Origin of the sequence: Salinimicrobium sp. TH3 (assembly GCF_026676115.1) — a bacterium.
Lineage (GTDB): Bacteria > Bacteroidota > Bacteroidia > Flavobacteriales > Flavobacteriaceae > Salinimicrobium.
Genome location: NZ_JAPONB010000012.1, coordinates 1 through 25,895, shown reverse-complemented (window position 1 = coordinate 25,895; position 25,895 = coordinate 1). Strand labels below are relative to the sequence as shown.

Here is a 25,895-nt window from a genome sequence, read left to right as displayed (position 1 = left end):
TAGTTGAAGCAATTAGAACACACCAATCGCTAATAAAATGAACAAAAAGAATTACGCCGGCATTCCGGACAAGTATGCACGTTTAGATGACGCAAAAGTAGTTTTGATCCCGGTTCCCTATGATGGGACAAGTACCTGGGGTAAGGGAGCCGATAAAGGACCCGACGCTTTTCTCGAAGCTTCAGAAAACATGGAGCTTTTTGATATCGAAACCCGTACAGAAGTCTATAAAAAAGGAGTCTATCTCGCACCACCGGTGACCGAGGATTCTTCTCCGGAAAAAATGGTGGAAGCGGTTCATAAGACCGTAAAAAACTATATCAAGCAGGACAAATTTGTTACCATTTTTGGCGGTGAGCATTCAGTTTCTATAGGGACTATTCGTGCTTTTAATGAAAGCTTTGAAGATCTTACCGTTGTTCAAATTGATGCACATGCAGACCTTCGTCCCGAGTATGAAGGTTCAACCTGCAACCATGCCTGTGCGGTACATGAAGCCAGTAAGAAGACCAACCTCCTTCAGGTAGGGATACGTTCTATGGATATTTCAGAATTGGATCATATGGACGAGAATCAGGTATACTGGGCACATGATCTTTATGAAGACTGGATGGATGATGCTATTGGGCAAATGACGCCGAACGTTTTTATTACCATCGATCTTGATGCCTTCGATCCTTCGATCCTTCCATCTACAGGTACTCCCGAGCCCGGCGGAATGTTCTGGTATGAGACACTGGAATTTTTAAAGCTAATGTTCAAAAAGAAGAACGTGGTAGGGTTTGACATCGTAGAGCTTAATCCAAACGAGAATGAAAGATCATCAGATTTTCTTGCGGCTAAACTTTACTATAAGATGTTGAGCTACAAATTCAAATATTTAAATCATAACGAAGACGAAGACGATGAGTAAAGGACCGGTTACGGAATTTATAGAAAAACATTTTAAACATTTTAACTCAGCGGCTCTTGTAGATGCTGCAAAAGGATATCAGGATCAACTTGACAAGGGGAACAAAATGCTTGTTACCCTGGCAGGTGCGATGAGTACTGCCGAGATAGGAAAAAGTTTTGCTGAAATGATCCGTCAGGATAAGGTGCAGTTCATATCCTGTACAGGTGCAAACCTGGAAGAGGATGTGATGAACCTTGTGGCACATTCACATTATGAACGTGTGCCTCACTATCGGGACCTTACTGCCCAGGACGAGTGGGACCTGCTGGAGCGTGGTCTAAACAGGGTAACAGATACCTGTATTCCTGAAGAAGAAGCTTTCCGAAGAATTCAGAAGCATATTGTGAAGATCTGGAAAGATGCTGAAGCTGCAGGGGAGAGATATTTCCCGCATGAATACATGTATAAGCTGTTGCTTAGTGGAGTGATGGAAGAATACTATGAGATCGATCTAAAAGATTCCTGGATGTATGCTGCAGCCGAAAAGAACCTGCCAATGGTGGTTCCGGGCTGGGAAGACAGCACCATGGGGAACATTTTCGCTTCTTACGTAATGAAAGGTGAATTGAAGGCAAGCACCATGAAATCAGGAATAGAATATATGGGCTTTATCGCCGATTGGTATACCAAAAACACTGATAAAGGTGTTGGATTCTTCCAAATTGGAGGTGGTATAGCCGGTGATTTCCCTATTTGTGTTGTACCAATGTTATATCAGGATATGGAAATGCATGATATTCCTTTCTGGAGCTATTTCTGCCAGATATCAGATTCTACAACCAGCTACGGAAGTTATTCGGGTGCTGTGCCTAATGAAAAGATTACCTGGGGGAAATTGGATAAAGATACTCCGAAGTTCGTAATAGAAAGTGATGCTACTATTGTGGCACCGCTTGTGTTTGCTTATCTGCTTGGTTGGTAGACTCAAGATTAAAGAAAAAGAAAGAACTCCGGAAGCAGCAATGTTTTCGGAGTTTTTTTATTCCCCAAAATTTTTCAAATCTGATCTTCATCAATAGTTCTGAGCCACGGATGCACAGATAATTTTTTCGTTGTCTCCTCGAGCAGCCTGCACTGAGCGGTAGTCGAAGTGGAGTCGAGAGGTCAAGGAGTTTTCTTTCTTTGCTTATATCGAATTTTCCATGCCACTTTTTATTTCCTGGTATTTTGTGTCTGATGGTTGAAAAAATAGCTCATATCCCATCATTCCAATCACAACCACATACTCCACAGCTACCAGCCACAAATTCTCCTGAAAACCAGCCTGAGAATATGCAAAATAGCTCAGCACCACCATCAGGCTCCAAACATGCACAAATTTGTATCGGGTAAAAACAGACAGTACCAACGGAGTGGCCAGGTACCAGGGATGTACTGTAGTGGCCAGTGACAAATAAATGAACATTCCAAACATCATACTGGTGAGTAAACCTCGCATTTTGTGATTCCGTTCTAAAATGGCCATAATGAGGATCGAGACAAACACCACACCCGCCAGTGTAGGTCCGGCATAGCTAATAATATTATATCCTTCAACCTCATAACCTATCCATCTAATGACGTAATAAAAACCCGCATTAAACTCAAACTTCTGAAACCAGAGATTTATGCTGCTGAAGAAATTTTCTGCAAATACACCCGAAAGAAACGGCAGGAAGAAGAGAAGTAAGATTATACCTGTGGCTGCATAATATACCAAAGCTCTTTTCCAGCCAAGCCTTCTGAAGAGGAGTGGAAGAAACATTAGCGGGATCAATTTCACCGCAATAGAACAGGAAAAGAAGAGGGCACTAAAAAGCCATTTTTGACACTGTAGTAAATAGAGTGCAGCCAGGAGAAAGAACAGCATGACCCCTTCAAAATGAAGATTTCCGGTGAGTTCGATGATGATAAGAGGATTAAGCAGATACAGAAAGATATTGCTTTCAGGAAGGTTGAGGTTCCTCAGAATTTTTCTTCCTAAATAGAAGATCCCGATATCGGCAGCGATGATGAAGACTCGTAGCCAGATGACACTGCCAAGGATGCTTTTTCCGCCGAGAAAGGCAGCCAGTGCAAAGAAAAGCTGGTTGAGCGGTGGATAATTAGTTGGATTCCCAGCGCTAAGACTGCCCATCCCATCATAAAGTTCTTGTGCTCCCAAAAATGGTAAATTCCCGGCGGCGAAATATTCAGCAGGAGTCATTAAATAGGGATTGATTCCTTCCAGTAATAATCTACCGTCCCAAATGAACCTGTAGAAATCCTGAGACAAATTGGGAACGGCAAACAGAAACAGCAACCTAAAAATAACTGCTGCAGCTAAAAGTATTTTCAAATTGTACCTCTGCATTTTGAAGAACTTCCAGCTTAGAAAGAAGAGTCCGCCGTAGAGGGTTAAAAGTTTAAAAAAGTCGGTCCTCTCCAGGTTGTACGCGAAGGCAAAATAAAAGGCGCAGCAGCTAAGGAATATGAGAAGGGGGATCTTGTAGAGGAGCAGGAACTTTTTCATTTTTCCATAGACCTAACAGGTTTTGGAAACCTGTTAGGTCTCCCAATTTCGATATTTAAAGAAGCCAGAACAACGTACGAAAATCCGAAGAACATCATGAGGTGAAAGGGCAGAAGACTATAGGTGCCGATCCTGAATGCAGAGAAAATTCCGAAGGCAAAAAGCAGCATTAACAGGATTTCGAGGAGCAATTGAAAATTGATTTTCACCGGGGACTTTAAGTCTGCACCAGACTTACTGCCGAGGTTGAACTTGGGGGTTCTTATAAACTCACTTTTCTTTCCAAAGTGTCCCTCCAGAATTGCGATACTATTGTGCAGGGAAAGCCCCATGGCAATTGAAAAGAAGGTGAAAAAGATTCCGATAAATTTAAAAAAGGAAAAACGCTCTTTTTGATGCAGTTCTTTATAAGCTGCATAATAGGTGATGAAGAAGATCACAGGACTTAAGATAAATACGGTCATTCCTGTAAAAATACTTGAGTAGGCCGGGTGGTCCAGGAAAAACAGCACAGGTATACTTAGAATTCCCATTAAAAGTACCACAAAAAAGAAGCTGCTGTTCAGGAGATGGAAAAAGCTGTGGAAGCGGGTTCCAAAGTTTACTTTTTTACTGGTCAGAACTTTTTTATAATTCTTCTGAAAGTTTTCTGCCGCCCCTTTATTCCACCTAAACTGTTGGGAACGCGCAGCAGCAATGGTGATTGGTAGTTCTGCCGGCGTTTCAACTTCTCTCAGGTATTTAAATTCCCAGCCTTTTAACTGCGCCCTGTAACTAAGGTCAAGATCCTCGGTGAGGGTATCCCCTTCCCAATTTCCTGCGTCCAGGATACAGCTTTTGCGCCAGACTCCTGCCGTACCGTTGAAGTTGATAAAATGTTTACCAAAGTTGCGCCCGGTTTGCTCCAGGATAAAGTGATAATCGAGCAGGAATGCCTGCAGTTTGGTAAGTAAGGAATAGTTTTTATTAAGATGTCCCCAGCGGGTCTGCACTACGCCAAGGTTCTTGTTTTTAAAGTAGGGAATGGTCTTTTTAAGCCAATCAGGTTGAGGTAAAAAATCGGAGTCAAAAACAGCAATAAATTCTCCCTTTGCTATTTCCAGTCCGGCTTTGAGTGCACCGGCCTTAAAGCCTTTGCGGTGACTTCGGCTGATGTGCTGAATAGGAAAACCTTCAGATTTTAATTCTGAAACAAGTTGTGAGGTGAGGGTTACAGAATCATCTGTGGAATCATCGAGTACCTGCACTTCCAGTTTATCGTGAGGGTAATCTATTTCGGCAATATTCCGAAGCAGCCTTTCCACAACAGGTTTATCATTGAAGAGCGGCAGCTGTATGGTTACAAAAGGGATTTGAGAAGGATCTGAAAAATCCCATTTTTGGGAGGTATCTTTTTGAAATCGGCTTTTTCGGAAATTAATAAGCAGGTGCAGAAGGGAAAGACTGTAAAGAAATACGGCCAACATCAATAAAGAAAATAGGATCAATATTGCTAACTCCATTATTTAAAACTGTATTTAAAGATCCAGGTAAGGATCTTCACTCCGGCCATGAATGCACCTTTTACGGTACCTGAAACTTTGGAAACTCCTATCCGGTTACGGTAATGTACCGGTACTTCTTCATAGCTGTAGTTCTTTTTTAATGCCTTTAGCTGCATTTCCACGGTCCAGCCATAAGTCTTATCTTCCATATTGAGCGCCAGTAGCTTTTCATACTTAACGGCCCTGAAGGGTCCAAGATCTGTAAACCGGGCGTTGAAAAACAACTTCATCAGGTTGGTTGCAAGCCAGTTCCCAAAGATCTGCGGGAAGGTCATTGCGCCTTTTTCCCGCCAGCGTTTTACTCTGGCGCCAATGACCAGGTCTACATCCCGCTGCAGGATTGGTTCCACGATCTTTTCCAGTTCTTGAGGATAATCGCTGAAATCCCCATCTAAAAATACGATAATTTCCGGCTTTTCAGGAAGTTGGGAGATGTAATCCATTCCTTTTAGGCAGGCGTAGCCATAACCTTTTCGAGACTCCTGTAAAACGGTGGCTCCTGCTTTTTTGGCATTAGCTTCCGTGGCATCGGTGGAATTATTGCTCACCACAATTACCTCATCCACATTTTCAGGAATATCCTTTATCACATGACCAATCGAATTGGCCTCGTTATATGCGGGAATAATGACTTTTATGTCAGGCATTCCGCAAAGAAAAATAAAGCAAAGGGAAAAATCAGGAATTGAAGTGAGAACTTTTTGGATCCCGCGTGACTTTTTTCTGTTGCTGAATTAAATCCAGGAGGTCCACATCATTTCCTAACAAAACGGCATCGCCGTTGATCCTGCCATCCAAAGGTCCATTTTCTAATTTTAGTACTCCACGGGGGCAAACGGCACTACATATTCCGCAACCAACACAACTGGAGCGAACTATGTTTTCCCCTTTTTGAGCATATGCCCGCACATCAATACCCATTTCGCAATAGGTGGAACAGTTTCCGCAGGAGATACATTGCCCCCCATTTGTGGTGATCCTGAATTTCGAGAATAACCGCTGCTGCATTCCCAACACTGCTGCCATAGGGCAACCAAAACGGCACCATACCCGGTTTCCAAAAATGGGATAAAAGCCCACTCCTATGACTCCAGAAAAAGCTGCGCCAATTAAAAATCCGTACCACTGTCTTAGCAAATATCCATAGGTCATTCCGCTGAAGTAAAATGCAGCGATAATTGCCAGAACGATGCTTAGGGAGATAATTGCACCTTTTTTGGCATCTCTTGCCAGCCTGTGCCTTTTGAATATCCAGATAAGCCCAAAAAGCAGGACCAGAAAAGCTGCCGATCCCAGAAGAAAAACATTCTTGTCTAGCCAGAACTGCTCCGGATTTTCATTTAGAAAGGAGTATACCACGGCAATTGTCATAATCACTACCAATACTAAAACTGTGTGGATGATGTAACGCTCAAATTTCCAGGAAGCCCTGCTTTTGTCAGACAAATGTCTGTAAGGATCTCCGGCAGTTTCAGCGAGTCCGCCACAGCCGCAAACCCATGAGCAGTACCATCTTTTTCCGTAGAAATAAGTGAGAATAGGAGTAATTACAAAAATTGAGGCTATTCCGAAGAAGAGCATAAGCAAACCTATATTTCCGGCGGAGAAGAATTCGGATAGTTTATATCCCGCGAAAAGGTCATAATTAAGCGGCCATATATTCACCGGATTAAAATACGGCTGATTAAGGCGCATGAGGATCTCGGGAATAAGAAATGCAAAACCCAGCTGGAAGAACATTACCGAATAGGTGCGCAAAACTTCGTATTTGTTATGCCTGTATTTTAGCAGGAACTTGTAGCCAAAAGCGAGAATGGCAAGGGTATATAAAGTTCCGTAAACAAACCATTGACTTGCTGCATGACCGCTGATGAATCTGCTAAGCGGGTCGAAAAGTGCTATGAGTCCGGTGTTCGAGCCTTCTGGATTATGCCCAAGGTATTGTGGAAACCAGTATAAAACTATATAGAACATGGTGAGTACTATCCCCGTGCCCCAGGCGAGGATGCCGCGGGCAGTCATCGACCTGAACCAGATGCCGTCGTTTTTCACTCCGGCCGATTTTCCCATGTAAAGATCATTTGCAAATATGATCACACCCACAGAAATGAGTGCCAGAGCCGACCAGAGAAAAGCTGAGGGTAATTCCAGGTTGAACAGCGCAAGAAAAAGAATAAAAAGTCCTGTCCAGCCAAGTCCCGTGGCTACCTTTTGAGTAGTGGAGAGTTTTGCGGGTGCTTCTCCCGAAAGAGACATGTTATTTTGAGGTGTGGACATTGCAAGGGGTTTAAAACCTAACAGGTTTTCGAAACCTGTTAGGTTTGGGAGTTCGCTAATTGATCCTTAAAACTACTAAAAATCTCCTTCTCGTGGCGATCGTAGAATTCGGGGTCAAAATTGGCTTCCCGAAAGTTCCTTAAAATGAACTCCAGGTCCCGTTGTTGAGTAAGCCAGCGGTCAAATACTTCATGTCGCATTCTAATTCCAAAAGTATTAATACCAAGAAATTTAGAAGTTGCAGGATCAAAGGCAATAGTGATCGCCTTCTCACCCTCCTTATTTTCCCAGTGAAAATGCTTCTCATCTTCTCCGGGTTCTGCATTCACAAGTCCATAGGTCTGAAATTCGATATTGAAAAACTTCGCGCTGTTGAACCAGTGACCGGGTTTGTATTTAAAAGTTTGACCACAGATGGTTTGCGCCACAGTTTCTCCCATCATTCGGGCAGTATACCATACCGCTTCAATATCTTTTCTACCGTTTTGTGGCTCCCGGTGCTGCGCACAGTCTCCAATGGCGTACACGTCGGGAATGTTCGTTTGCAGATGGGGATTCACCAGAATTCCCATATCGGTTTCTATTTCTGTTCCTTTCAAAAATGTGATATTTGGCTTCACACCTACCGAGACACCCAGAAGATTGCAATTGATCTCCTCTCCCGAAGAGGTGTTTACAGAACTTACTCTTCCATTTGTGCCATTGATCTTCTTTAGTTCGGTTTCATGTTTTAAAACAATTCCCTGGCTCTGGATATGCCGGGAAATGAATTCAGCATCTTGAAGCGGCAGAACATTCTGCCAAGATGCTTTTTCCCTGATGAGCATGGTCACCGGAATATTTCGCGTGTGCAGCATTTCGGCCAGTTCCACACCTATAAGTCCTCCACCAACTATTACCGCGCTTTTGCAATTTCGGGTATTATCCTCTAAAAGTTCCAGGTCCTGCTTGGAGACCAGTCCCTGTACTCCTTTGAGTTCTTGCCCATCCCAGCCCAGAAATCTTGGGACAGAGCCGGTCGCAAGGATGAGCTTGTCATAAGACATTTTCTCTTCACCTTTCAAAAAGAGCATTTTTGAGGCGGGTTCTATTTTTTCGACATAAGCCTTCTTCAGCTCAATTCGATTCTCCTCCCAAAACCAGTCTTCGTAAGGCTTGAGGTGCTCCCATTTCATGTGGCCCATGTACACGTACATTAAGGCGGTGCGGGAAAAGAAATAATCACTTTCCGCAGAGATCACCGTGATCTTTTTATTGGAAATGCGGCGAATATGACGTGCGGCAGTGATGCCGGCCACGCCGTTTCCAATGATGACCACATGTTCTGTTGATGACATTATTCTGCCGGTTTAAGCTCTATTCGTTTAATAAGTTCTCTAAAAAGGGTGATCATTTGAGGCTCTGCCTTCCCGGCAGTTTCAATGATATCCTGGATATTTACTGGTTTTAGATCATCGGGATTGCCTTCATCGGTCAATACAGAGACTGCTGCAATAGGAATCTTTAAATGGTTGGCAACAATGACTTCCGGCACCGTACTCATCCCAACTGCATCTCCACCAATGGTTCTCAAATATCTATATTCTGCCCGTGTTTCCAGCTGCGGTCCAACAACCGAAACATAGACTCCTTTATGCAGCGGAAAACCGTTCTCTTTTGCGATCTCCTGCAGGATGCGACCACTTTCTTGATCGTAGGGAGCACTCATATCTGTAAACCTTGTTCCCAATTGTTCCACTCCTCTAAAAGCTAAAGGGGATCCTCCCTGTAAGTTTATATGGTCGTCAATAAGCATGATCTCTCCTTTTTTGAAGTCTGGATTAAGAGAACCTGCAGCGTTTGAGATGAGGAGTTTTTTAATTCCAAGGCGTTTCATCACCCGAACAGGAAAGGTGACGTCCCAAAGGGAGTAACCTTCATAAATATGAAAGCGACCCTGCATTACCACTACTTTTTTGTCATCAAGTTTCCCAAAGATGAGCTTTCCTCTATGAAATTCTACTGTAGCTGTAGGGAAACCCGGGATGTGATTGTAACTAACTTCAGAAATAACTTCCAGTTCATCAATAAGTTTTCCCAGTCCGGTGCCCAGTATGATCCCAATTTCGGGTTTGTCAAAGCCCCTGGCCTCAAGAAACTCTGTAGTGTGTTCTAAATCTTTAAGCATTGATTATTTTTTAAATATCTGTTTGTTTAAAATCGAGCGCCAATGAATTCAAGCAATGCCGCTCCTCTGTAGGTACTCCTTCATAAGGAAAAATGTGTCCCAGATGGGAATCACATTGTGCGCAAACAACTTCTACCCGCTCCATGCCGTAACGGCGGTCCATTTTCCTCTTTACAAGTTTTGGATCTATAGGAGCATAAAAGCTGGGCCAACCTGTACCAGAATCAAATTTGGTGTTCGAACTGTACAGCGGTAGACTACAACCGCCACAGTAATAAATTCCCTCTTTTTTATTGTCGTAAAACTGATTTCTAAAAGCTGGTTCTGTGCCTGCTTCCCTCAAAATGTGATATTCCTCGGGACTAAGTTTTTCCTTCCATTCCTCTTTTGTTCTTGTGACATTTCCTACCTCAATGGTATCTGCTTTGACAGGATCATTCACTTCTTGGGTTTGAACAGCTACTTCTTCGGCCTGGGTCATTACAGAGCCAGCATTTATTTCCTTCTGCTCTTCCTTACAGCCAAAAATAGTAGCTGTAATCATTAATATTAATAAAAATTGCATCTTCTTCATAATTCCTCTGTTTTTTCAATATTTTCATTAGCTCCCGGTGGGGCCTCATGTCTTCAAGCCGGTCAATATCATTCCGCGCCTCCAGCTGTGTTATTTTATATCCTTTGAGGTCTTTTAGGGTGGCTTCAAGTACCAGATTGCTGCCCCAGTTCTTGTTTTTAAAGACCCGTGAAGTTAAGGATTTCATCCCTAATAAATAGTATCCCCCATCTGTGGCAGGCCCTATGACAGCTTCAGAATCTTTAAGTGCCAAAAATGCCTTTTTCAGATCTTCTTCTGAAAGGTCGTATAGATCGCTGCCAATTATGATGATACTGCTGAAGCCGGCTTCAAAGCCGCTGCGGAAAGCATTCTCCATTCGCTCTCCCAGTTCATTTCCCTGCTGCAGTTTTTTACTGAAGTATTTTTTCTCCCAGATATCCTTGTCCGGGATTTCTTCGGAATAAAATACCCATTTTTCTACCTGCAGGTTTTTGGTGATCTCAACAGTATGCTGCAATAGATGTTTATAGATCTTCAAAGCTGCCATATTTCCTATGCCTGCAGCCAATCGTTTCTTTACTTTTCCTAACTCAGGATTTCGGGTAAAGATGAGGAGCAATTCCCCACCTGTGGAAGATTCTTTTCTCATATTAAATCACGCTTCCCTGGCAACTACTACCCGCACCGGCCGTACAGCCATAGCAGTGTTGTGAGGTGCGTATTTCTCTTTTTTGCAGCAGTTGAGGTTCAAAATCTTTTAAGTGCTGACTTTTTGAATCTACCTTTAAACTTAGCATCTGGTTAAAATCACAGTCGTACAGCCAGCCGTCCCAGCTTACAGATAGGGTGTTGGTACACATTACGTTTTGAAAGGCAGCAGGATTGAAAGCTTCTACCAAAGCGGTCATATAGTCCTCATAATTTTCGGACGCTATAAGGTACTCCAGGAATCTGCTAATAGGTAAATTGGTGATACAAAAGAGTTCGTTGAAATCTATATCAAAGTCCTGTTTTAAAGCCTTTTTAAAATCCCGTTCCATAGCTTGTTGGTTGGTTGGCAGGAAGGCTCCCGCGGGATTGTAGACCAAGTCTAACTTTAGTCCGCTGTCCTTTTTGCCATATCCTGCTGCATTCAGCATCTTAAGAGCTTCAATTGACTTATCAAACACCCCGCTACCGCGTTGACGATCGGTTTTCTCCCGCTTATAGAAAGGCAGAGAAGATACGACATGAATATTATGCTTTTTAAAGAATTGTGGCAGGTCATAATATTTCTTATTTGCCACAATAATGGTAAGGTTGGAGCGAACTATAAAATCCCTGATCCCCGCTTTGGAGGCTTCTTCTACGAACCACCTGAAATTGGGATTCATTTCGGGTGCACCGCCGGTAAGGTCCAGAGTATGTGCCTCAGATTTTTTTATCACATCCAGGCAGAGCTGCATTGTTTCCCGGGTCATGATCTCCTTTCGGTCGGGTCCTGCATCCACATGGCAATGCGAACACACCTGGTTACACATATACCCCAGGTTGATCTGTAGGATCTCCAGCTTTTTAGGCTTTAAAGGAAATGCTCCTGTCTTCTCTGCCTTATCCTGGAACAGCGGTAATTCCCCTGCCCCAAAAATGCCATTGCTAAGGTATTTTAGCTGTTCGGCAGGATTGGAGAGGTTGTTTTTTCTTGCTGATAGAGATTTTTTTTGCATGTATTAGATTATTGTGGAAGATAAGGCTCTTGAGCCGTTGCATGCAACGGCTTTACTTGAGATCCCTCCTTTGTCGGGATGAGCGACTCCTACGTCAGCCGTTCCGGCTTCCCTGGATCTGCTCACATGGACAACTTGTTGTACTTGTTCATCATTTGGACTCCATGGACCAGCGTTGCACCGCCTTTTATAGCTGCGCCTACGTGGATGGCTTCCATCATTTCTTCTTTTTCTATTCCCCGCTCCAGGCCGTCTTTGGTGTATGCGTCTATGCAATATGGACACTGCACCACGTGGGAAACTGCAAGGGCGATAAGGGATTTTTCACGGGCTGTTAGTGCTCCTTCCTCGAATACGCTATTATAATAATCAAAGAACTTGCTGCCAAGTTCTTCATCCCATTCCGAAATTTTCCCAAACTTTTTAAGATCGGCGGGATCGTAATATGTTTTTGACATAATAATTTTTTTGAGGCCCTAAGATAAGAAGTGCCTGCAGAACAAAGAGACCTCAAAAAATAAAACCTGTCAAAAATGTCATTTTTGAAAGATTGTTACGCGAAGAGGTCCGAAAAGAACAGCAGACCCAGTACTATTATGGCAATGATCACGATGATCGCGATCATTCCCAGGTTTCCGCCACTTTTTTCTTCGGTTGACTGATTGACATGATACTTTTTATCTGTCTTTTTATTTTCTACGGGAGTAGATTTTTTGTTTTCTGTACGATCGTTGGTTTCCATGATAAAAGATTTTAAAACTTTAAGGTACAAAAATGCACCTAGACCTTGAATTTTCTCAAAAACCAGAGGAGCACAATTATGAAAATTTTAGAAGTTACTACCTTAATAAAGCTTTTTCCAATCAATTTTTTCAAGGATGGACTGCAATTCCTTTTTTGGTATCTCACGTGGAATGGCAGGAAGTTTATCTCCTTCCCCCGGCGTGAGTGGGTATCCAAAAATTCTCATCAAAGCCCCGGCCTTTATCGATGCCTTCTCTATCTCTTCAATTGAAAGTTGATCAACCCACTTGCGGCTTTTACCCTTGCGTAAATGCCGGGGACTCTCTTCTTTCATACTTGAAAAGCTGACTTCCGATTCAATTTTCTGTTTTTCCTGAGCTGGAAGTTCCAATTCCAGGTATTTCAGCAAGGAATCATATTCCTTTGGAAAAGACTTTAGCAGGTTCTCATAAAAAACAAAATGCAGCTTCAGATCTTTGGAGTGAAGCAGGTAATTTCCGTATAACCAGACCCACTGTTCCAGCAGGTTTTCATATTCCGCAGAAAAGAATTCCTCAACTGACTTATAAGGTGAGGGGTAATGCTCCTGCATATATGGTGTGAAAGCAAATTTAGCAGCCGAAAGTGCCGTATCTCGTGGATCTCTCACAATACAAACTCTCCTGTCAAAAAAGGTAAAAACTTCTGGCGTTTTTTGGCACCAGGTGGAATGCGTCCAGGCCAGGGTAGCTTTTTTTGAATAATCTGCAATATTGGGAACCGGCTCCTTGAGCAACGAACTCACTCTAAAAAATACTCCGTCGCCTTCAATATCCAGCATATCTGTTCCCGCCTGATCTTTAAAGCTGAGTTTTTTATGCTTCAGAATTTGATATTCGGGTCGTGTTTTGATGAAATAGGAAATATCTTCTCCGGCTCTTTCCAGAGTTTTCTTTAGAACGGTGTTAAGCCAGAAACTACCTGATTTTGGGGCGCTGACCTGTAATATGTTCATATCTCAAATTTTTTAAAGTCATAAATTAATTAAATTCCACAAAAGAAGTTTATGGGCTTTTATTGGCAATCTCAATCTCTGTTGCTACGCTGGCATGATACTTGAATTAAACCGAACAACAAAAAATTAAATTATGATTAGATCAAACAAAATGGCGGGAATGATAATGTTTTTTATGATGTTAGGTAGTACTGCCGTATTTGCCCAAACGCCACAAATGCCACAACAAGAGCAGCAACAAACGGAAGTGACCGATGCGGAACTTACTAAATTTGTAGAGGCTCTTAAAGGTGTGCAAATGGTGACCCAGCAGGCACAACAAAAAATGATGCAAATGGTGCAGGAAGAAGGAATGGAAATTCCAAGGTTCAATGAAATCCATCAGGCTTCAGTAGATCCCGAGGTTGGGGTAGAAGCCACTTCCGAAGAGAAAGCAGCACACAAAAAGATCATAGGAGAACTTGAAACCATGCAGGCGGGAATTCAGGAACAACTGGAGAATTTAATTAAAGATCAGGGGCTTTCGCTTGAAAGATATGAGCAAATTGCCATGAGACTTCAGTCTGATACTCAACTTCAACAGAGGATTCAGCAAATGATACAGGGGTAAGCTAATCCCATAGAAATTTTAAAAGCGGCAGTGATGCCGCTTTTTTTTGTGTCCTATATAATGTAAGGAATGTTAGCAGCATCCCAAAAATCTCATCTTTGTCTATAAAGTATCGTTAAATACTTTTATTGGAAAACCACTTTCTTTACTTTTAAGATGCAGAAAATCAGGTTAATGTAAATATTACCCGATTTGTTTACGCTTTAGCAAAGAAAAACTTACCAGTATGTTAGCAATGAATTACCGCGGTCCCTTTAGGATACGTGTAGATCGTGATAGTCCCTTCCCGGAAATTGAGCATCCCGAAGATGCCATAGTAAAAGTAACCAGAAGCTGTATTTGCGGCTCTGATCTCCACCTGTATCATGGCCTTGTGCCCGATACCCGTGTGGGAACTACTTTTGGGCATGAATTTATAGGAGAAGTAGTTGAGGTAGGATCGTCTGTAAATAAAGTAAAAGTAGGGGACCAGGTAATGGTGCCTTTTAATATTGCCTGCGGAAAATGTGCTTTTTGCAAACAGGAAATGTACGGGATGTGCCATGAAGCTAACCCGCAGTCTACAGCTGCCGGGGGAATATTTGGATACTCCCATACTACAGGTGGTTACCACGGCGGGCAGGCAGAATATGTACGGGTTCCTTATGCCAATGTTGGTCCTACAGTTATACCCGACTGGATGGATCCCGATGATGCAGTATTGCTCACCGACGTAGTACCCACAGGATACCAGGCCGCCGAAATGGGGGGCATCCAGGAAGGAGATACTGTAGTGGTATTTGGTGCCGGACCAATAGGAATAATGGCCGCTAAAAGTGCGTGGCTCTTTGGAGCGGGAAGAGTTATCGTTATTGATAAGCTTGATTACCGCCTGGAATTTGTCAAGGATTTTGCACAATGTGAAGTCTATAACTTTACTGCCCTGGAAGACCCAGTAGTTTTCATCAAAAAAATAACCGATTCCCTGGGAGCCGATGTATGTATTGATGCAGTGGGTGCCGAAGCTGCAGGAGACACTATGAACACCATGATGGGCAGGAAACTGCTAATGCAGGGAGGTTCAACAACAGCCTTGCACTGGGCAATAAATTCGGTTAAAAAAGGTGGGATTGTTTCAATAGTAGGAGTATATGGTCCTATTGATGCCCTGGTGCCCATTGGTAATGTTGTAAATAAAGGGATCACAATTAGAGCTGGACAATGTTCCGTGAAGCGACTGTTGCCTAAAATGATCGAACATGTTAAAACGGGAAATATCAACCCTAAAGAAATAATCACTCACAGGATACCTTTAGAGGAAGTAGCCGAAGGTTATCACATCTTTAGTAAAAAACTTGATAATTGTATTAAAACGGTTCTAATCCCACCAACGGCATAGGAACAGTAATAAAAAATTAAAAGAAGAAGTTTATGATCGGAGATCAAACCAAACCCGAAGAATTTAGAAATGAAAGAGGGGGCGACCATAGCCATATAAAAGGATGGGGAATTGACCGGGATCCAAAAAATGATCCAACTTACCCCATGAAGCATAGAACAGATAAAGAAATAGAGGGGTATACCTGGGAGCGGCCAGAACAACAACCTGTAGATATTGAGGTGCTACATTCGGTAGAACGTCCTAATATTACTGCAGTTTTTGGAACGGCGCAACCTCCATCGGGTCTTAGTGGTGCTCTACGAAGACTGGCATTTAAGTATAGCGAATCGAGTTATGGAAGATGGCTTCCGCTCGTAATGGCCGACAGAATTGGAGAAGTAGAAGGTATTTTTGAAGATCTAAAAAAGGGCCATGTGCCAAATCTTTTTGCCGAACACGGGCTCAAATCTGAATGGAAGTATAACAGGAAAAATTTTGTGCTTAAATCGGCAGTTACGGCAGCTGCACTAGCAGGAGTACTGCTTTTGCTTACCCGGGATAAAAAGAGATAAAAAATGGCATTTTAGAAGAATATAATTTCTTCTAACGTAAATTAATCAAAGCATCTGTATTTGCAGATGCTTTTTCGTTGTTAATTCAGCGGGCAAAAGACAGGAATTGCCTGGAAGTATCAAACCGGGGGAGGTTGATAATCTTCTTTCTGCTTCAGCTTCATCAGGGGAAAAGGCGGTTTTAACAGAGAATCTTTATCTCGCGGCCCCTCTTGGCTGTATTCCCTTTCTTCATTACAACAAGAGAATATTTATTTTAAAGGAAACTTACAAAAAACCTTTAACAAAAAGTAGAAGAAGCAGTGAGAAAGAGGGGGTGGAATATTAAAGAAATATTAATTAGGCTTTTGATGAGGGTATTTAGTAAAGCCTTAACGGAGATTCCCTCCTTAACTGCCTAATTTGTGCCGAATTTAAAAAATAAAAACTATGATCAGATTAAAGAAAGTTTACCTTTTAATGATGCCGATGATTCTGAGTCTTGCTTTAGTATCATGTAGTGACGATGATGATGATAATCCTGTTCTCCTTCCTACAGGTAGTATAGTAGTAGATAGTGATGAAATGGTAGAGGATGGAATGTTGACTATCAATGCCGTTAGTATGAGTAATCCTGGATGGGTTGTGATCCACCGCGATAATAATGGTGCTCCCATGGTACCCGAAATTATTTCTGTACCTAAAATGGTAGAGGAAAATACCACCTCCGATGTTGTTATCGAACTTAAAGATGGAGAAGAGGTAGAAGATGGTGAAACCCTTTGGGTAATGCTTCATACAGATGATGGAGTAATTGGAACTTATGAATTTAACGGAACCAATGGACTAGATGCTCCTATTACAGATGAGTCCGGAGATATCGTGACTGAATCTTTTATGGTGTCTTTAGCTAATGCAGTAACTGCAAATGAACAGGATCTTGTGAACGGCGTAGTTAATGTTGAGTCTATTAAGCTTGAGCAGGATGGATATGTTGTAATTCATGCATCAAATGAAGCCGGTAACGGTCCAATGGTACCGCAAATTATTTCTCAACCAGTTTATTTGGAAGCAGGGGAATATGAAAATGTAGGTGTGCCTTTAAAAGACGATGCTAATGTTGAAGCTGGTGATGTTTTATGGATTATGCTTCACAATGATACCGGGGAAGAACAAGTGTATGAATTTGATGGAGTTAATGGTTTAGACCTTCCTGTTATGGATGGTGAGAATATCGTAATGACCTCTATTACTATTACTGATGTAACTACAGCCGCAATGAGTGGTACGATTGATGTAGAGGATCAGGCTCTTGTTGACAACACCATCACCGTAGATAATATCTTCGTTGATATGGATGGGTATGTGGTAGTGCACGCTTCAAATGTGGACGGATCGGGACCAATGGTGCCTGAGATCATTTCTGTACCTGTCTATGTTGAAGCCGGTGATAACCCAAGTGTAGAAATAACTTTTACAGAAGATGCAAATGTCGAAGTAGGAGATAAAGTTTGGGTAATGTTACATAATGATACCGGAGTAGAAATGGTATATGAATTTGACGGAGTTAATGGTCTTGACTTACCTCTTATGGATGACGACGGAATTGTTGTTACACCTATCACTATTACTGAATAGTTATAGATTGAAATAAGATCAAAAAGGGCTGCCATTCACTGGCAGCCCTTTTTTTTATATATGGTTTTTCATGAAACTATGCGGTTCCACTGAAAGAATCTGGCAGGTTATTCCTTTAGCTGAAATTTCTTTATTCATGTAAGCCTATCTTCGTATTTTAACCTGGACAATCTCTACTTATGTTTAAAATAACCAAACCTACTTTACTTCTGGATCGGAATATTTGTATAGCCAACATTGGAAAAATGGCCAATAAGGCACTTAAGCACAATGTGGAATTGATCCCTCATTTCAAAACCCACCAATCTGCACAGGTTGGGGAATGGTTTAAGGAGGCAGGTGTAAGAGCGATCACGGTGACCTCTGTAAAGATGGCTAAATATTTCGCACAGCATGGATGGAAAGACATTACTATAGCCTTCCCGGTAAACGTTCTGGAAATTAATAAGATCAACGAACTCGCAAAATTGGTTGATCTAAAGATCTTTGTGAACAGCAAAGAGACCGCTGCAATCCTGAAGCAGCAGTTAAGAACACCGGTTAAATTTTATATAGAAATAGATGTCGGGGATGGACGATCTGGAGTAAATGCTGAAGACTTTTCAGCAATTGCAAAGATCCTGGAGGTGACTAAAGATTCGGTACTGGAATTTTTAGGTTTTTATACTCATGCCGGCCACACTTACAATGCTGTATCCCCCAAGGAAGTCGAAGCAATTTTTGGAGAAGTCCTTGAAAAACTCAGGTCTGTAAAAAGGCATTTTAGGAAGATATATCCAAATCTTAAGTTAGCACTTGGCGATACACCCTCCTGCAGTATCATGGAAAATTTTATTGAAATTGACAGCATTCATCCTGGTAATTTCGTGTTTTACGATCTTGTACAGCATGGTATTGGCGCCAATACTTTTGAGGAGATAGCAATTTGTCTGGCTGTTCCTATGGTTGCCGTACATCCCGAAAGACAGGAAGTAGTTGTTTACAGTGGCTGGGTGCATCAGGGGAAAGATTCACTTCTTGATGTAGATGGGAATAACTATTATGGGGTTGTGGTAAACCTGGAAGGAGAGAAATGGACGGCTCCCATTCCAAATGCGAAAGTAATTAAGGTATCTCAGGAACACGGGGTAATAGATCTACCCTCAAAAGTAATAGACGGGCTAAAAATAGGGGATGTCCTAGGGATATTACCGGTGCATGCCTGTGCAACTGCGGTAATGATGGGGGAATTCTGGACTTTAGAGGGGGAGAGGCTGGGAATGATGCCAAAGTGAACTCATTGTGTTTTCATTTGCGAAAATTTCACCGAGCATGTTGAATAAGCTCAGCTTCCTTCCTGTCTTTTCTTTTTTAAAGAGGAAAAATGGAAATAGGTAAGGCCTTTCCAGAGCCACTCTACGGGACCTTGTTTGAAATGACATAGCCACCATTGGCAGAACTTTAGTTGCAGATAAAATATTGCAACTCCCATCAGCACATTTATGGCAGGCGAGGTCCGGTCAAAAAGTCCAAGACCAAATTGATAGAATAACAGCAGGCCGATTATTGTTTGCGATAAATAGATGGTAAGAGCCATTCTTCCCATGGTTGCGAGTGGTTTCAGAATTTTCCGGAAAAACCTTTTTTGAAAGAGGAGAGAAATCCCGGTGATATAGAAGATTGTTAGACAGGCATTATAGATACTAAAAAGGAAGCTTGCCGACCATTGCAGTTGGGGAACAACTTTAATTCCGGGGATGGTGACCAGGTCGAAAAGGTACATAAGGAGCCCCAGGAAAAGCAGGAAAAGAACAGCCCTCTCTGAGAATTTGTTCCAGCTTTTCACTTTAGAAAGTTGCTTCTTAAGAGAAGTGAAAAGTTTTGTGCGGCCCGCATAAAGCCCTAAAAGAAAATATCCAAAAGTCATTAACAATCGGCCGCTTTCTATTTGATACTCAATCTTTGCCGGCCAAGATCTCCAGTTATCGAGTAAGACAGTAGAAAAGTCTTCTTTTTGCACCAGGCGGTAGTACCTTGCCGCTTCATCGGCCATGGGAAATTCAACTTGAGCAATGGGTGCTTCAGTTTGAAAAGCTTCGTATAGATGTGTGGGTAGATTTATAATCAGCAGGAGTCCGGTAACCAGAATTAGCTTTGGGGAAAGGGATCGGAAAAAGACCAAAACCATCCCCAGCACCGCATATAATGCAAGTATATCCCCGCGCCACAAGATGTGATGCAGGAAACCTATAATAAAAAGTAGAAACAGGCGCCAAATGTATGTCCGCAAATAACCCGGTTGCGACCTTTTTTTCTGGAAATGCAGATAAAAGCTTAACCCAAACAGGAAGGAAAACACAGAGAAGAATTTTCCAAAAACCAAAGCTCCAAAGATGCCAAGAGCAATTCCATCGGCAGTACCGTCGTACTTTGTGTAAGTTTCCGGCGGTAAGGCAGCACCTGTATACCATATCACCATGTGAGCGTAAAGAATCCCTGCCAGTGCAAACCCTCTTAATATATCTATAGTGTCAATCCTGCTTTTTGATGTCGTAACTGTGCTTTCTCCCATATTCCGCAGCTTTCAAGATAAAAATATTGAGGCATCCGGGTAGGGCCTTTCACATAGTTTTATGTGCAGGAGAAAGAAAAAATGAGGTAATAATTAAAAAGAAGCCAAAATTCCCTCTTTTAAAAGGTATTGCTGAAGAAGGTTAAGGAAAAGGCCTGGAGTAATATTAACGACTAAATTTTTTCCAAAGAGAAGCACCTAATTTTATGATCAACAACACCAGAAAACCTACTACTAAGCCAATCAGAAACTCAACAAGTATTCCCGGTAGATTTGGAAAGAGGTCGTGGAAGAAATGAAGGTTGTGTACAAAAATACCACCGGAAACCAAAAGCAGGGCAATTGTCCCAATGACCGAAAGGCTTTTGATCACCTTTGGAAGAGCACTTACCAGGAATCCGCCAATTTTATCTGAGATGCTGTTTTCCTTATCATTCATATTGATAAGCTTAGCTCCAAACTCGTCCATTCTTATGATCAAAGCTACTATTCCATATACTCCCACAGTAGCTACCAGGGCGATAATGGTAACCACGAGGATTTTTGTGAGAAGCGGTTGATCTCCAACGGTGCCCAGGGCAATAATTATAATCTCTACAGAAAGTATAAAGTCTGTGAGGATCGCCGACTTAATTTTTTCCTTTTCCAGGCTCAACACTTCTTCTTTTGAAAGTTTTTGAAGTTTAGGAGCGTCCTTTTGATGAGCATGCGGGAAAATGAATTCGTATATTTTTTCTGCACCTTCATAGGCCAGATAAAGTCCGCCGATAATTAAGATAACAGTAACGGCCGAAGGTAAAAACGCGCTTAGTAAAAAGGCCAGGGGAAGAATTATTATTTTGTTGAGAAAAGAACCTTTTGTAATCTCCCAAATCACCGGCAGTTCCCTGGAAGACATAAACCCCGATGCTTTCTCTGCGTTTACCGCAAGATCATCACCTAAAATCCCCGCTGTTTTTTTTCCTGCAACTTTTGACATCATTGCTACATCATCCATTAAAGTTGCGATATCATCGAGAAGGGCAAATATTCCTGAGGCCATAGTTTATTTTGTTTCAGAGGGCAAGATAAGTGTATTTACTAAAATGTAAAATTAAAAACATAGAGGAAGGAGAAGGAATAAGCAGTTTGTTTCCCGGTAGTTTAATTTCAATCTTCCGGTTTTCTATCCACCTTCAGAAGTAAATTAGGGTGAAAAAGAAGTTTTTATAAAATTAGAACCGCAATTGGCTGTTCGTAATATCAAAACACCTTCCGCAGCAGAGGTATGAAGAAGCTTTATTTGTCAAATTTTATTTCTCTTTTTAAAAATTTCTCTAATTCGGTTTTTGTTATTCCATCTTCACTGTAGATGTTCACGTCTATCCATATATCATCGTATGGTCTGGGTCCTTCCAATTTTAAAGAATCGATAAATTCATAAAGACTAATATCATTTGCCTCAATTAAATATATTTCATCATTGTTAAATTTAGTTCGGAAATAGGAATCATCTTTATTTATAAATACCAGTTCTTTAATATTTATGAAAAGCGTTTCATTTGATATTCTTACTATCTCATTGTTGTGAAGGAAAATGAAGGAAAGAATTATAAGATTAAAATTAAAAGCCCCATGTTGAAAAACGGACCATAAAAAGCCCAGTTTGATCCTAATATAGCTTAAAATAAATCCGCCAATTAGTTGACTTCCAATTATAATTGGAGATAGAATATAGAAGATCGTTTCGGTATTGTTGTAGTTGGTTAGGTGAACCAGACCAAACAGAATAGCCAGGAGATATAATAAATATCTGAAGATTGAATTCCATCTTTTTCTGAGCCGCCCTTTTGAAAGGAAATTCAGCAGTCTAGCGAGATAATTTCTTTGGTACTTTAAAGGGAAGCGGAAAATAACTTCTTCAATGAAAGGGATTACCAGTACTACCAGGAACAGTGTTAAATAGGGCCCCCAATCAATAAGAGGATTTTCAAGCTTTACAACATGTGAATGAATAAGATGGATTAAGACTATGAATGGAAAAGCTAATAACAATTTCAGAAATAATATTTGGAAAGTGATTAGGAATTTTCTTTTTGATGAAAGATTTAATTCGTTATCGTCGGGATTTTTTATCCAGGTATAAATCTCTTTGTAAAGCTTTATCATTATTTAAGTAGGATTATCACTCTTCGTAAGCAGTTAACTCCAGGTTTAAAATCATACTATTCTTTTCAATTGGATATGGTTTTTTTTAATATTTTTGAATCTTCCGGCTCCTGGATTTTAACTTTTTATTGCCTGCCCTCGAATTTGAAGCTTCGTCAATAAGGAATCACTCCATTGCTTCAAGTTCCGGCAACTTTTTCTTGTAAGCCTCAACATCCCAAATGATATCCCAATTCGCAACATAATCCTGAATGGGTCCTAATCCCACCTCTGCCCGGCGTTCATTGACATTATCTGGATCCTCAAGGGGAGAGACATAATATTCCCCTGTTTCCTCATTTATTCCTATTTGGCTACCATAGATCTGTTTTTTGCCCTGCCTTAATGCAACCCTGTCTTCCAGTAGAGCCAAATCTCGTGGAGAAGCATTGCCTTTTTCAACGGCTTCCCGTAACATTGGCAAATATTTTTCCTGTGTATCAATATCCGAATGCTGGATGACGAGGAAAAGGGCGCTGTTTCCCTTTCGGCCAATAAGATTTGAACTTAGCCAGCCATGTTCGTCCAGGATCTTCTTTACCTTTATGAGGTTGACTGAATCCTGTTGATTAATGAGTTCCCAGTGTGCCCGAACTTCTTCGGAATCGTGGCCGTATTTTTCCCGAATATCATTAGCCTGCTGCCGGTAATATTGGTCTTCTCTATAGACGGTATCAAGAATGGAAACAACACCAGGTACAAAAGCCTCAGCTTCTTTTTTATTCTCACTTACTCTGGAGAGAACTTTCATCCAGCGTTCATCGGTGCTTAAGGAATGAAAATCTTTATCCGAAGAAATTTTTCCAAGGTTTGTAAAACGGCCTTTCTCAGAGATTTCAAAAAGCTGATCAAAAGCTGCATCTTTCTGGTTTGCCATGGCTAAGGCCTGTGCAGCTTCGTAACGATGTAAAATACTGTCGTTGTCTGCTATGGATTCTAAGGCTTCAGAATATTTTTTTCCGGAATCTTCATATTCTCCTGCATTATATAGCTCACGAGCTTCTGCTATAAGTTCATTATAATTTTGTGGATTCTGGCGGGTACAGGAGCTTAAGATGAAGGATACAAGGAGGATCAAAAATGCGGTTTTTTTCATGTGATTAGGATTTATTCCCGGCATGGTTAATAATGAATTGCTTGTTCCGGAGAAGGGTTCCAAAAAATAAGGAGTAATTGGGCGGACCAAAAAATTGGAAAATAACTTTCGATCTGTCAAATAATCTTGTTTAAAAGTTGTAGAAGGTCTTTGCCTGGAAATTATTGATCAATTTGCTTAAAATCTGCAGATCGATTTAAAACAGACAGAAACTTGTAGGGAAATTGTTTCTGCCCTTACTCGTTAACTAGTTTTTAAATGTAGGAAAAACTATTTATGTTGTACTTCTAAAAATTTATTTTTTTAACTCAATAATCATTTATTTTTCTTTCCCGGAGCAGATCGGTAAGAATTTTAGGATGAATGATTACTTTTTCAATAAAAGTTCTACTTCTTCTACTTTTAATATTTCTTTTCAGGTAAACGGCTTCTTCCCTGGAATTGCACTTGAATATTAATTTAACTTCCCAGTCATAGGCGGCTTTAGTGAAAGCTTTAATTGTTTTATAGCTATTGTGCAATTCAAGCCTGGCCGGAACATTATTTGTTTCCCCGGTAAAATATTTATTCGATTTTTGACTGAACATTATATAAAGAAAGTGCATGAGTAAAAGTTAAGAAAATAACCTTACCGAGAGGAGCGTAAATATTATTTGTCAGCAGTGTTTTTATAGCTAATTAAGGCAATCACTCCTGATCTATAAAGCTGGTTCTTTTTGAATTTTCAGGAACAGGAATAGGTGGATTTGGAGGGGATTTAAAGAATGTCATAGCTTCAACGCTTCAAAAGAACTGGTGGAACCTGTTTTTTCTTTCCTTATGGTAATAAAAAAAGCCCCTTCCTGAAAAAAGGGGCTTCTACTTTGCCCTTAGGTTTACTCTGCATTCTTTTTTGCAGGGTTCGCCTAGGCCATCATATCAATTACCATTCGTCCCTGGATTTTATTATTCTTCATATTTTCAAAAACATCGTTTACATCTTCCAGTCTTACTTTATGAGCTGTTGTGTGTACCTTACCTTCAACAGCAAAATCAATAGCCTCCTGCAGATCTTTGCGCGTACCTACAATAGAACCCCGCACAGTAAACCGGTTTAAGACCATCTGGAATATGGGGAGGTTTATGCTCCCGGGTGGAAGACCTACCATAGCAATTGTTCCTTTTTTTCTGAGCATGTCAATGGCTTGTTCAAATGCTACAGGCGCAACCGCTGTAACTAAAACACCATGTACCCCGCCACCGGTACGTTCTTTAATTTCTTCTGTGGCTTTAGGATCTTTACCATTTACAACAATGTCTGCACCGTGTTCTTTTGCCAGGTCAAGTTTTTCCTGGGAAATATCGATTCCCACCACGTGCATACCCATTGCTTTTGCATATTGAACCGCCAGGTGGCCGAGTCCTCCTACACCCGAAATAGCAATCCATTCCCCGGCTTTTACTTCTGTTTCTTTAATGCCTTTATATACGGTAACACCGGCGCAAAGAATAGGGGCCATTTCAAGATAATTTACGTCTTTTGGAAACTTCCCCACAAATCCTGCGTCGGCCAGGACATATTCGGCAAAGGAGCCATTTACGCTATAACCAGTATTTTGTTGATAGTCGCATAATGTTTCCCATCCGGTAATGCAATATTCACAATGCCCGCAGGCGGTATGTAGCCAGGGCATTCCAACTATATCCCCTTTTTCCAGAAAGTCAACCCCATCTCCCTTTTCTACCACTTCGCCAATTCCCTCGTGTCCGGGAATAAAAGGTAAGGATGGTTTTACCGGCCAGTCGCCCTCAGCGGCATGCAGGTCTGTGTGGCAAATGCCACACGCAAGAACTTTCACGAGAATTTGTCCCCGGCCGGGTTTTTTAAGAGGAACTTGTTCAATAGATAGAGGTTGACCAAATTGGTTAACCACCGCAGCCTTCATTTTTTCTGGTAGCATGGTTTTGATGTTTAAGTTAATAAATGATCTGTACTAAAGATAAAGATGTGATTTGAAATTAAATATGATTAGTATCAATAAATGAGGTATTTAGGCTCATATAAAAGATGCTGATATTTAATTTTCCTGGTGAAGATTGATTTAGTTGAAGAACAATTAAAGCTTAACAGGGTTAGAGGGAAGAAAATAATTTTGGTGACAAAATCTATAATTCCAGGCTTTAAAAATCGGTTGCGGCACAGTTTCTTTAAAAAAAATAATTATATCTTGTACAAGAGCTTGTGTTTTGCTCGTGGCGCCTTAAGTGCCAATTCCAATGCTGAAGGTGGCGGAATCATGAGAAAAAACAAACTGAAAAATGATTGTTGCTTAGGTTTATTAAAAAGACTTTTCTCTTCTCGGGCCTCTAGCCCAAAGAGTTGGGTAAATGGGGAAGATATAAATGAATCAGGGATCAATCTCAAAAGTTGGGTCTAAAGTGAAAAATAAGTTTCTTTGCGGATAAATATTTCCCGGTGAATAAAGAGA

At 41.2% G+C, this 25,895-nt stretch carries 26 protein-coding genes; 8 read left to right on the top strand and 18 right to left on the bottom strand.

Features of this window, described 5'->3' with window-relative positions; all coding sequences use genetic code 11:
* Positions 1–37: 37 nt before the first annotated feature.
* Both speB and OU683_RS15355 read left to right on the top strand, forming a co-directional pair.
* Entirely contained in the window at positions 38–913 is an 876-nt protein-coding gene (gene speB / locus OU683_RS15360) for an agmatinase (protein ID WP_268139877.1), read from the top strand.
* Complete coding sequence (locus OU683_RS15355; protein ID WP_228916313.1) at positions 906–1,877, top strand: deoxyhypusine synthase family protein; 972 nt, start codon at positions 906–908, stop codon at positions 1,875–1,877. The genes speB and OU683_RS15355 overlap by 8 nt, the downstream gene beginning before the upstream one ends.
* A gap of 204 nt (positions 1,878–2,081) precedes the next feature.
* Here the strand turns inward: OU683_RS15355 and mptB are convergent, their stop codons facing one another.
* The 12 genes from mptB to OU683_RS15295 all read right to left on the bottom strand — a co-directional run bounded on the left by mptB (position 2,082) and on the right by OU683_RS15295 (position 13,434).
* Positions 2,082–3,446, bottom strand: a complete 1,365-nt coding sequence (gene mptB / locus OU683_RS15350; protein WP_268139874.1) for a polyprenol phosphomannose-dependent alpha 1,6 mannosyltransferase MptB — start codon at positions 3,444–3,446, stop codon at positions 2,082–2,084.
* Positions 3,443–4,948 carry a cellulose synthase family protein gene (locus OU683_RS15345; RefSeq protein ID WP_268139873.1) on the bottom strand — a complete coding sequence of 502 codons (1,506 nt, stop codon included), beginning with the start codon at positions 4,946–4,948 and terminating at the stop codon, positions 3,443–3,445. The genes mptB and OU683_RS15345 overlap by 4 nt, the downstream gene beginning before the upstream one ends.
* The gene (locus OU683_RS15340; RefSeq protein WP_268139871.1) at positions 4,948–5,637 is read right to left on the bottom strand and encodes a glycosyltransferase family 2 protein; all 690 of its coding nucleotides are present in this window, start codon (positions 5,635–5,637) and stop codon (positions 4,948–4,950) included. The genes OU683_RS15345 and OU683_RS15340 overlap by 1 nt, the downstream gene beginning before the upstream one ends.
* 31 nt (positions 5,638–5,668) lie before the next feature.
* On the bottom strand, positions 5,669–7,267 hold the full coding sequence (locus tag OU683_RS15335) for a 4Fe-4S binding protein (protein WP_268139869.1): 1,599 nt from the start codon (positions 7,265–7,267) through the stop codon (positions 5,669–5,671).
* A gap of 38 nt (positions 7,268–7,305) precedes the next feature.
* A complete protein-coding gene (locus tag OU683_RS15330; protein WP_268139867.1) occupies positions 7,306–8,604 on the bottom strand; it encodes an NAD(P)/FAD-dependent oxidoreductase in 1,299 nt (432 codons plus the stop codon).
* Positions 8,604–9,434: a purine-nucleoside phosphorylase gene (locus OU683_RS15325; RefSeq protein WP_268139865.1), complete on the bottom strand. Its 831-nt coding sequence runs from the start codon at positions 9,432–9,434 to the stop codon at positions 8,604–8,606. The genes OU683_RS15330 and OU683_RS15325 overlap by 1 nt, the downstream gene beginning before the upstream one ends.
* A gap of 10 nt (positions 9,435–9,444) precedes the next feature.
* Positions 9,445–9,978: a peptide-methionine (R)-S-oxide reductase MsrB gene (msrB, locus tag OU683_RS15320; RefSeq protein WP_268139863.1), complete on the bottom strand. Its 534-nt coding sequence runs from the start codon at positions 9,976–9,978 to the stop codon at positions 9,445–9,447.
* The gene (locus OU683_RS15315) at positions 9,950–10,639 is read right to left on the bottom strand and encodes a TIGR04282 family arsenosugar biosynthesis glycosyltransferase (RefSeq protein WP_268139861.1); all 690 of its coding nucleotides are present in this window, start codon (positions 10,637–10,639) and stop codon (positions 9,950–9,952) included. Before OU683_RS15315 ends, msrB begins: the two co-directional genes overlap by 29 nt.
* A gap of 1 nt (position 10,640) precedes the next feature.
* The gene (gene arsS / locus OU683_RS15310) at positions 10,641–11,696 is read right to left on the bottom strand and encodes an arsenosugar biosynthesis radical SAM (seleno)protein ArsS (RefSeq protein ID WP_268139859.1); all 1,056 of its coding nucleotides are present in this window, start codon (positions 11,694–11,696) and stop codon (positions 10,641–10,643) included.
* A gap of 122 nt (positions 11,697–11,818) precedes the next feature.
* Positions 11,819–12,154 (bottom strand): arsenosugar biosynthesis-associated peroxidase-like protein, encoded by a 336-nt coding sequence (locus OU683_RS15305; RefSeq protein ID WP_228916332.1) that lies wholly within the window; start codon positions 12,152–12,154, stop codon positions 11,819–11,821.
* A gap of 95 nt (positions 12,155–12,249) precedes the next feature.
* A complete protein-coding gene (locus OU683_RS15300; protein ID WP_228916334.1) occupies positions 12,250–12,438 on the bottom strand; it encodes a hypothetical protein in 189 nt (62 codons plus the stop codon).
* A 102-nt stretch (positions 12,439–12,540) separates the two neighbouring features.
* The gene (locus OU683_RS15295; protein ID WP_268139854.1) at positions 12,541–13,434 is read right to left on the bottom strand and encodes a sulfotransferase domain-containing protein; all 894 of its coding nucleotides are present in this window, start codon (positions 13,432–13,434) and stop codon (positions 12,541–12,543) included.
* Positions 13,435–13,567: 133 nt separating this feature from the next.
* On the opposite strand from OU683_RS15295, the gene OU683_RS15290 reads away from it, so the two are divergent.
* The 5 genes from OU683_RS15290 (at position 13,568) to OU683_RS15270 (ending at position 18,867) form a co-directional block, all read left to right on the top strand.
* A complete protein-coding gene (locus tag OU683_RS15290) occupies positions 13,568–14,044 on the top strand; it encodes a DUF4168 domain-containing protein (protein WP_268139852.1) in 477 nt (158 codons plus the stop codon).
* 226 nt (positions 14,045–14,270) lie between these two features.
* The gene (locus OU683_RS15285; RefSeq protein ID WP_268139850.1) at positions 14,271–15,422 is read left to right on the top strand and encodes a zinc-dependent alcohol dehydrogenase; all 1,152 of its coding nucleotides are present in this window, start codon (positions 14,271–14,273) and stop codon (positions 15,420–15,422) included.
* 32 nt (positions 15,423–15,454) lie between these two features.
* Entirely contained in the window at positions 15,455–15,976 is a 522-nt protein-coding gene (locus OU683_RS15280; protein WP_268139848.1) for a hypothetical protein, read from the top strand.
* Between the two features lie 429 nt (positions 15,977–16,405).
* Positions 16,406–17,593, top strand: a complete 1,188-nt coding sequence (locus tag OU683_RS15275; protein WP_268139846.1) for a DUF7282 domain-containing protein — start codon at positions 16,406–16,408, stop codon at positions 17,591–17,593.
* Between the two features lie 179 nt (positions 17,594–17,772).
* Complete coding sequence (locus OU683_RS15270) at positions 17,773–18,867, top strand: alanine racemase (RefSeq protein WP_268139844.1); 1,095 nt, start codon at positions 17,773–17,775, stop codon at positions 18,865–18,867.
* Positions 18,868–18,917: 50 nt separating this feature from the next.
* Here the strand turns inward: OU683_RS15270 and OU683_RS15265 are convergent, their stop codons facing one another.
* The 6 genes from OU683_RS15265 to adhP form a co-directional block, all read right to left on the bottom strand.
* A complete protein-coding gene (locus tag OU683_RS15265; protein WP_268139842.1) occupies positions 18,918–20,144 on the bottom strand; it encodes a DUF418 domain-containing protein in 1,227 nt (408 codons plus the stop codon).
* A 166-nt stretch (positions 20,145–20,310) separates the two neighbouring features.
* Complete coding sequence (locus OU683_RS15260; protein WP_268139840.1) at positions 20,311–21,186, bottom strand: DUF808 domain-containing protein; 876 nt, start codon at positions 21,184–21,186, stop codon at positions 20,311–20,313.
* Between the two features lie 236 nt (positions 21,187–21,422).
* Positions 21,423–22,292, bottom strand: a complete 870-nt coding sequence (locus tag OU683_RS15255; RefSeq protein WP_268139838.1) for a CPBP family intramembrane glutamic endopeptidase — start codon at positions 22,290–22,292, stop codon at positions 21,423–21,425.
* A 166-nt stretch (positions 22,293–22,458) separates the two neighbouring features.
* Entirely contained in the window at positions 22,459–23,427 is a 969-nt protein-coding gene (locus OU683_RS15250) for a DUF6624 domain-containing protein (protein WP_268139836.1), read from the bottom strand.
* 308 nt (positions 23,428–23,735) lie between these two features.
* Positions 23,736–24,032 (bottom strand): GIY-YIG nuclease family protein, encoded by a 297-nt coding sequence (locus OU683_RS15245; protein ID WP_268139834.1) that lies wholly within the window; start codon positions 24,030–24,032, stop codon positions 23,736–23,738.
* A 300-nt stretch (positions 24,033–24,332) separates the two neighbouring features.
* On the bottom strand, positions 24,333–25,367 hold the full coding sequence (gene adhP / locus OU683_RS15240; RefSeq protein ID WP_268139832.1) for an alcohol dehydrogenase AdhP: 1,035 nt from the start codon (positions 25,365–25,367) through the stop codon (positions 24,333–24,335).
* A 129-nt stretch (positions 25,368–25,496) separates the two neighbouring features.
* Here adhP and OU683_RS15235 point away from each other — a divergent pair, with 129 nt between their 5' ends.
* Complete coding sequence (locus OU683_RS15235; protein ID WP_268139830.1) at positions 25,497–25,844, top strand: hypothetical protein; 348 nt, start codon at positions 25,497–25,499, stop codon at positions 25,842–25,844.
* Positions 25,845–25,895 lie beyond the last annotated feature (51 nt).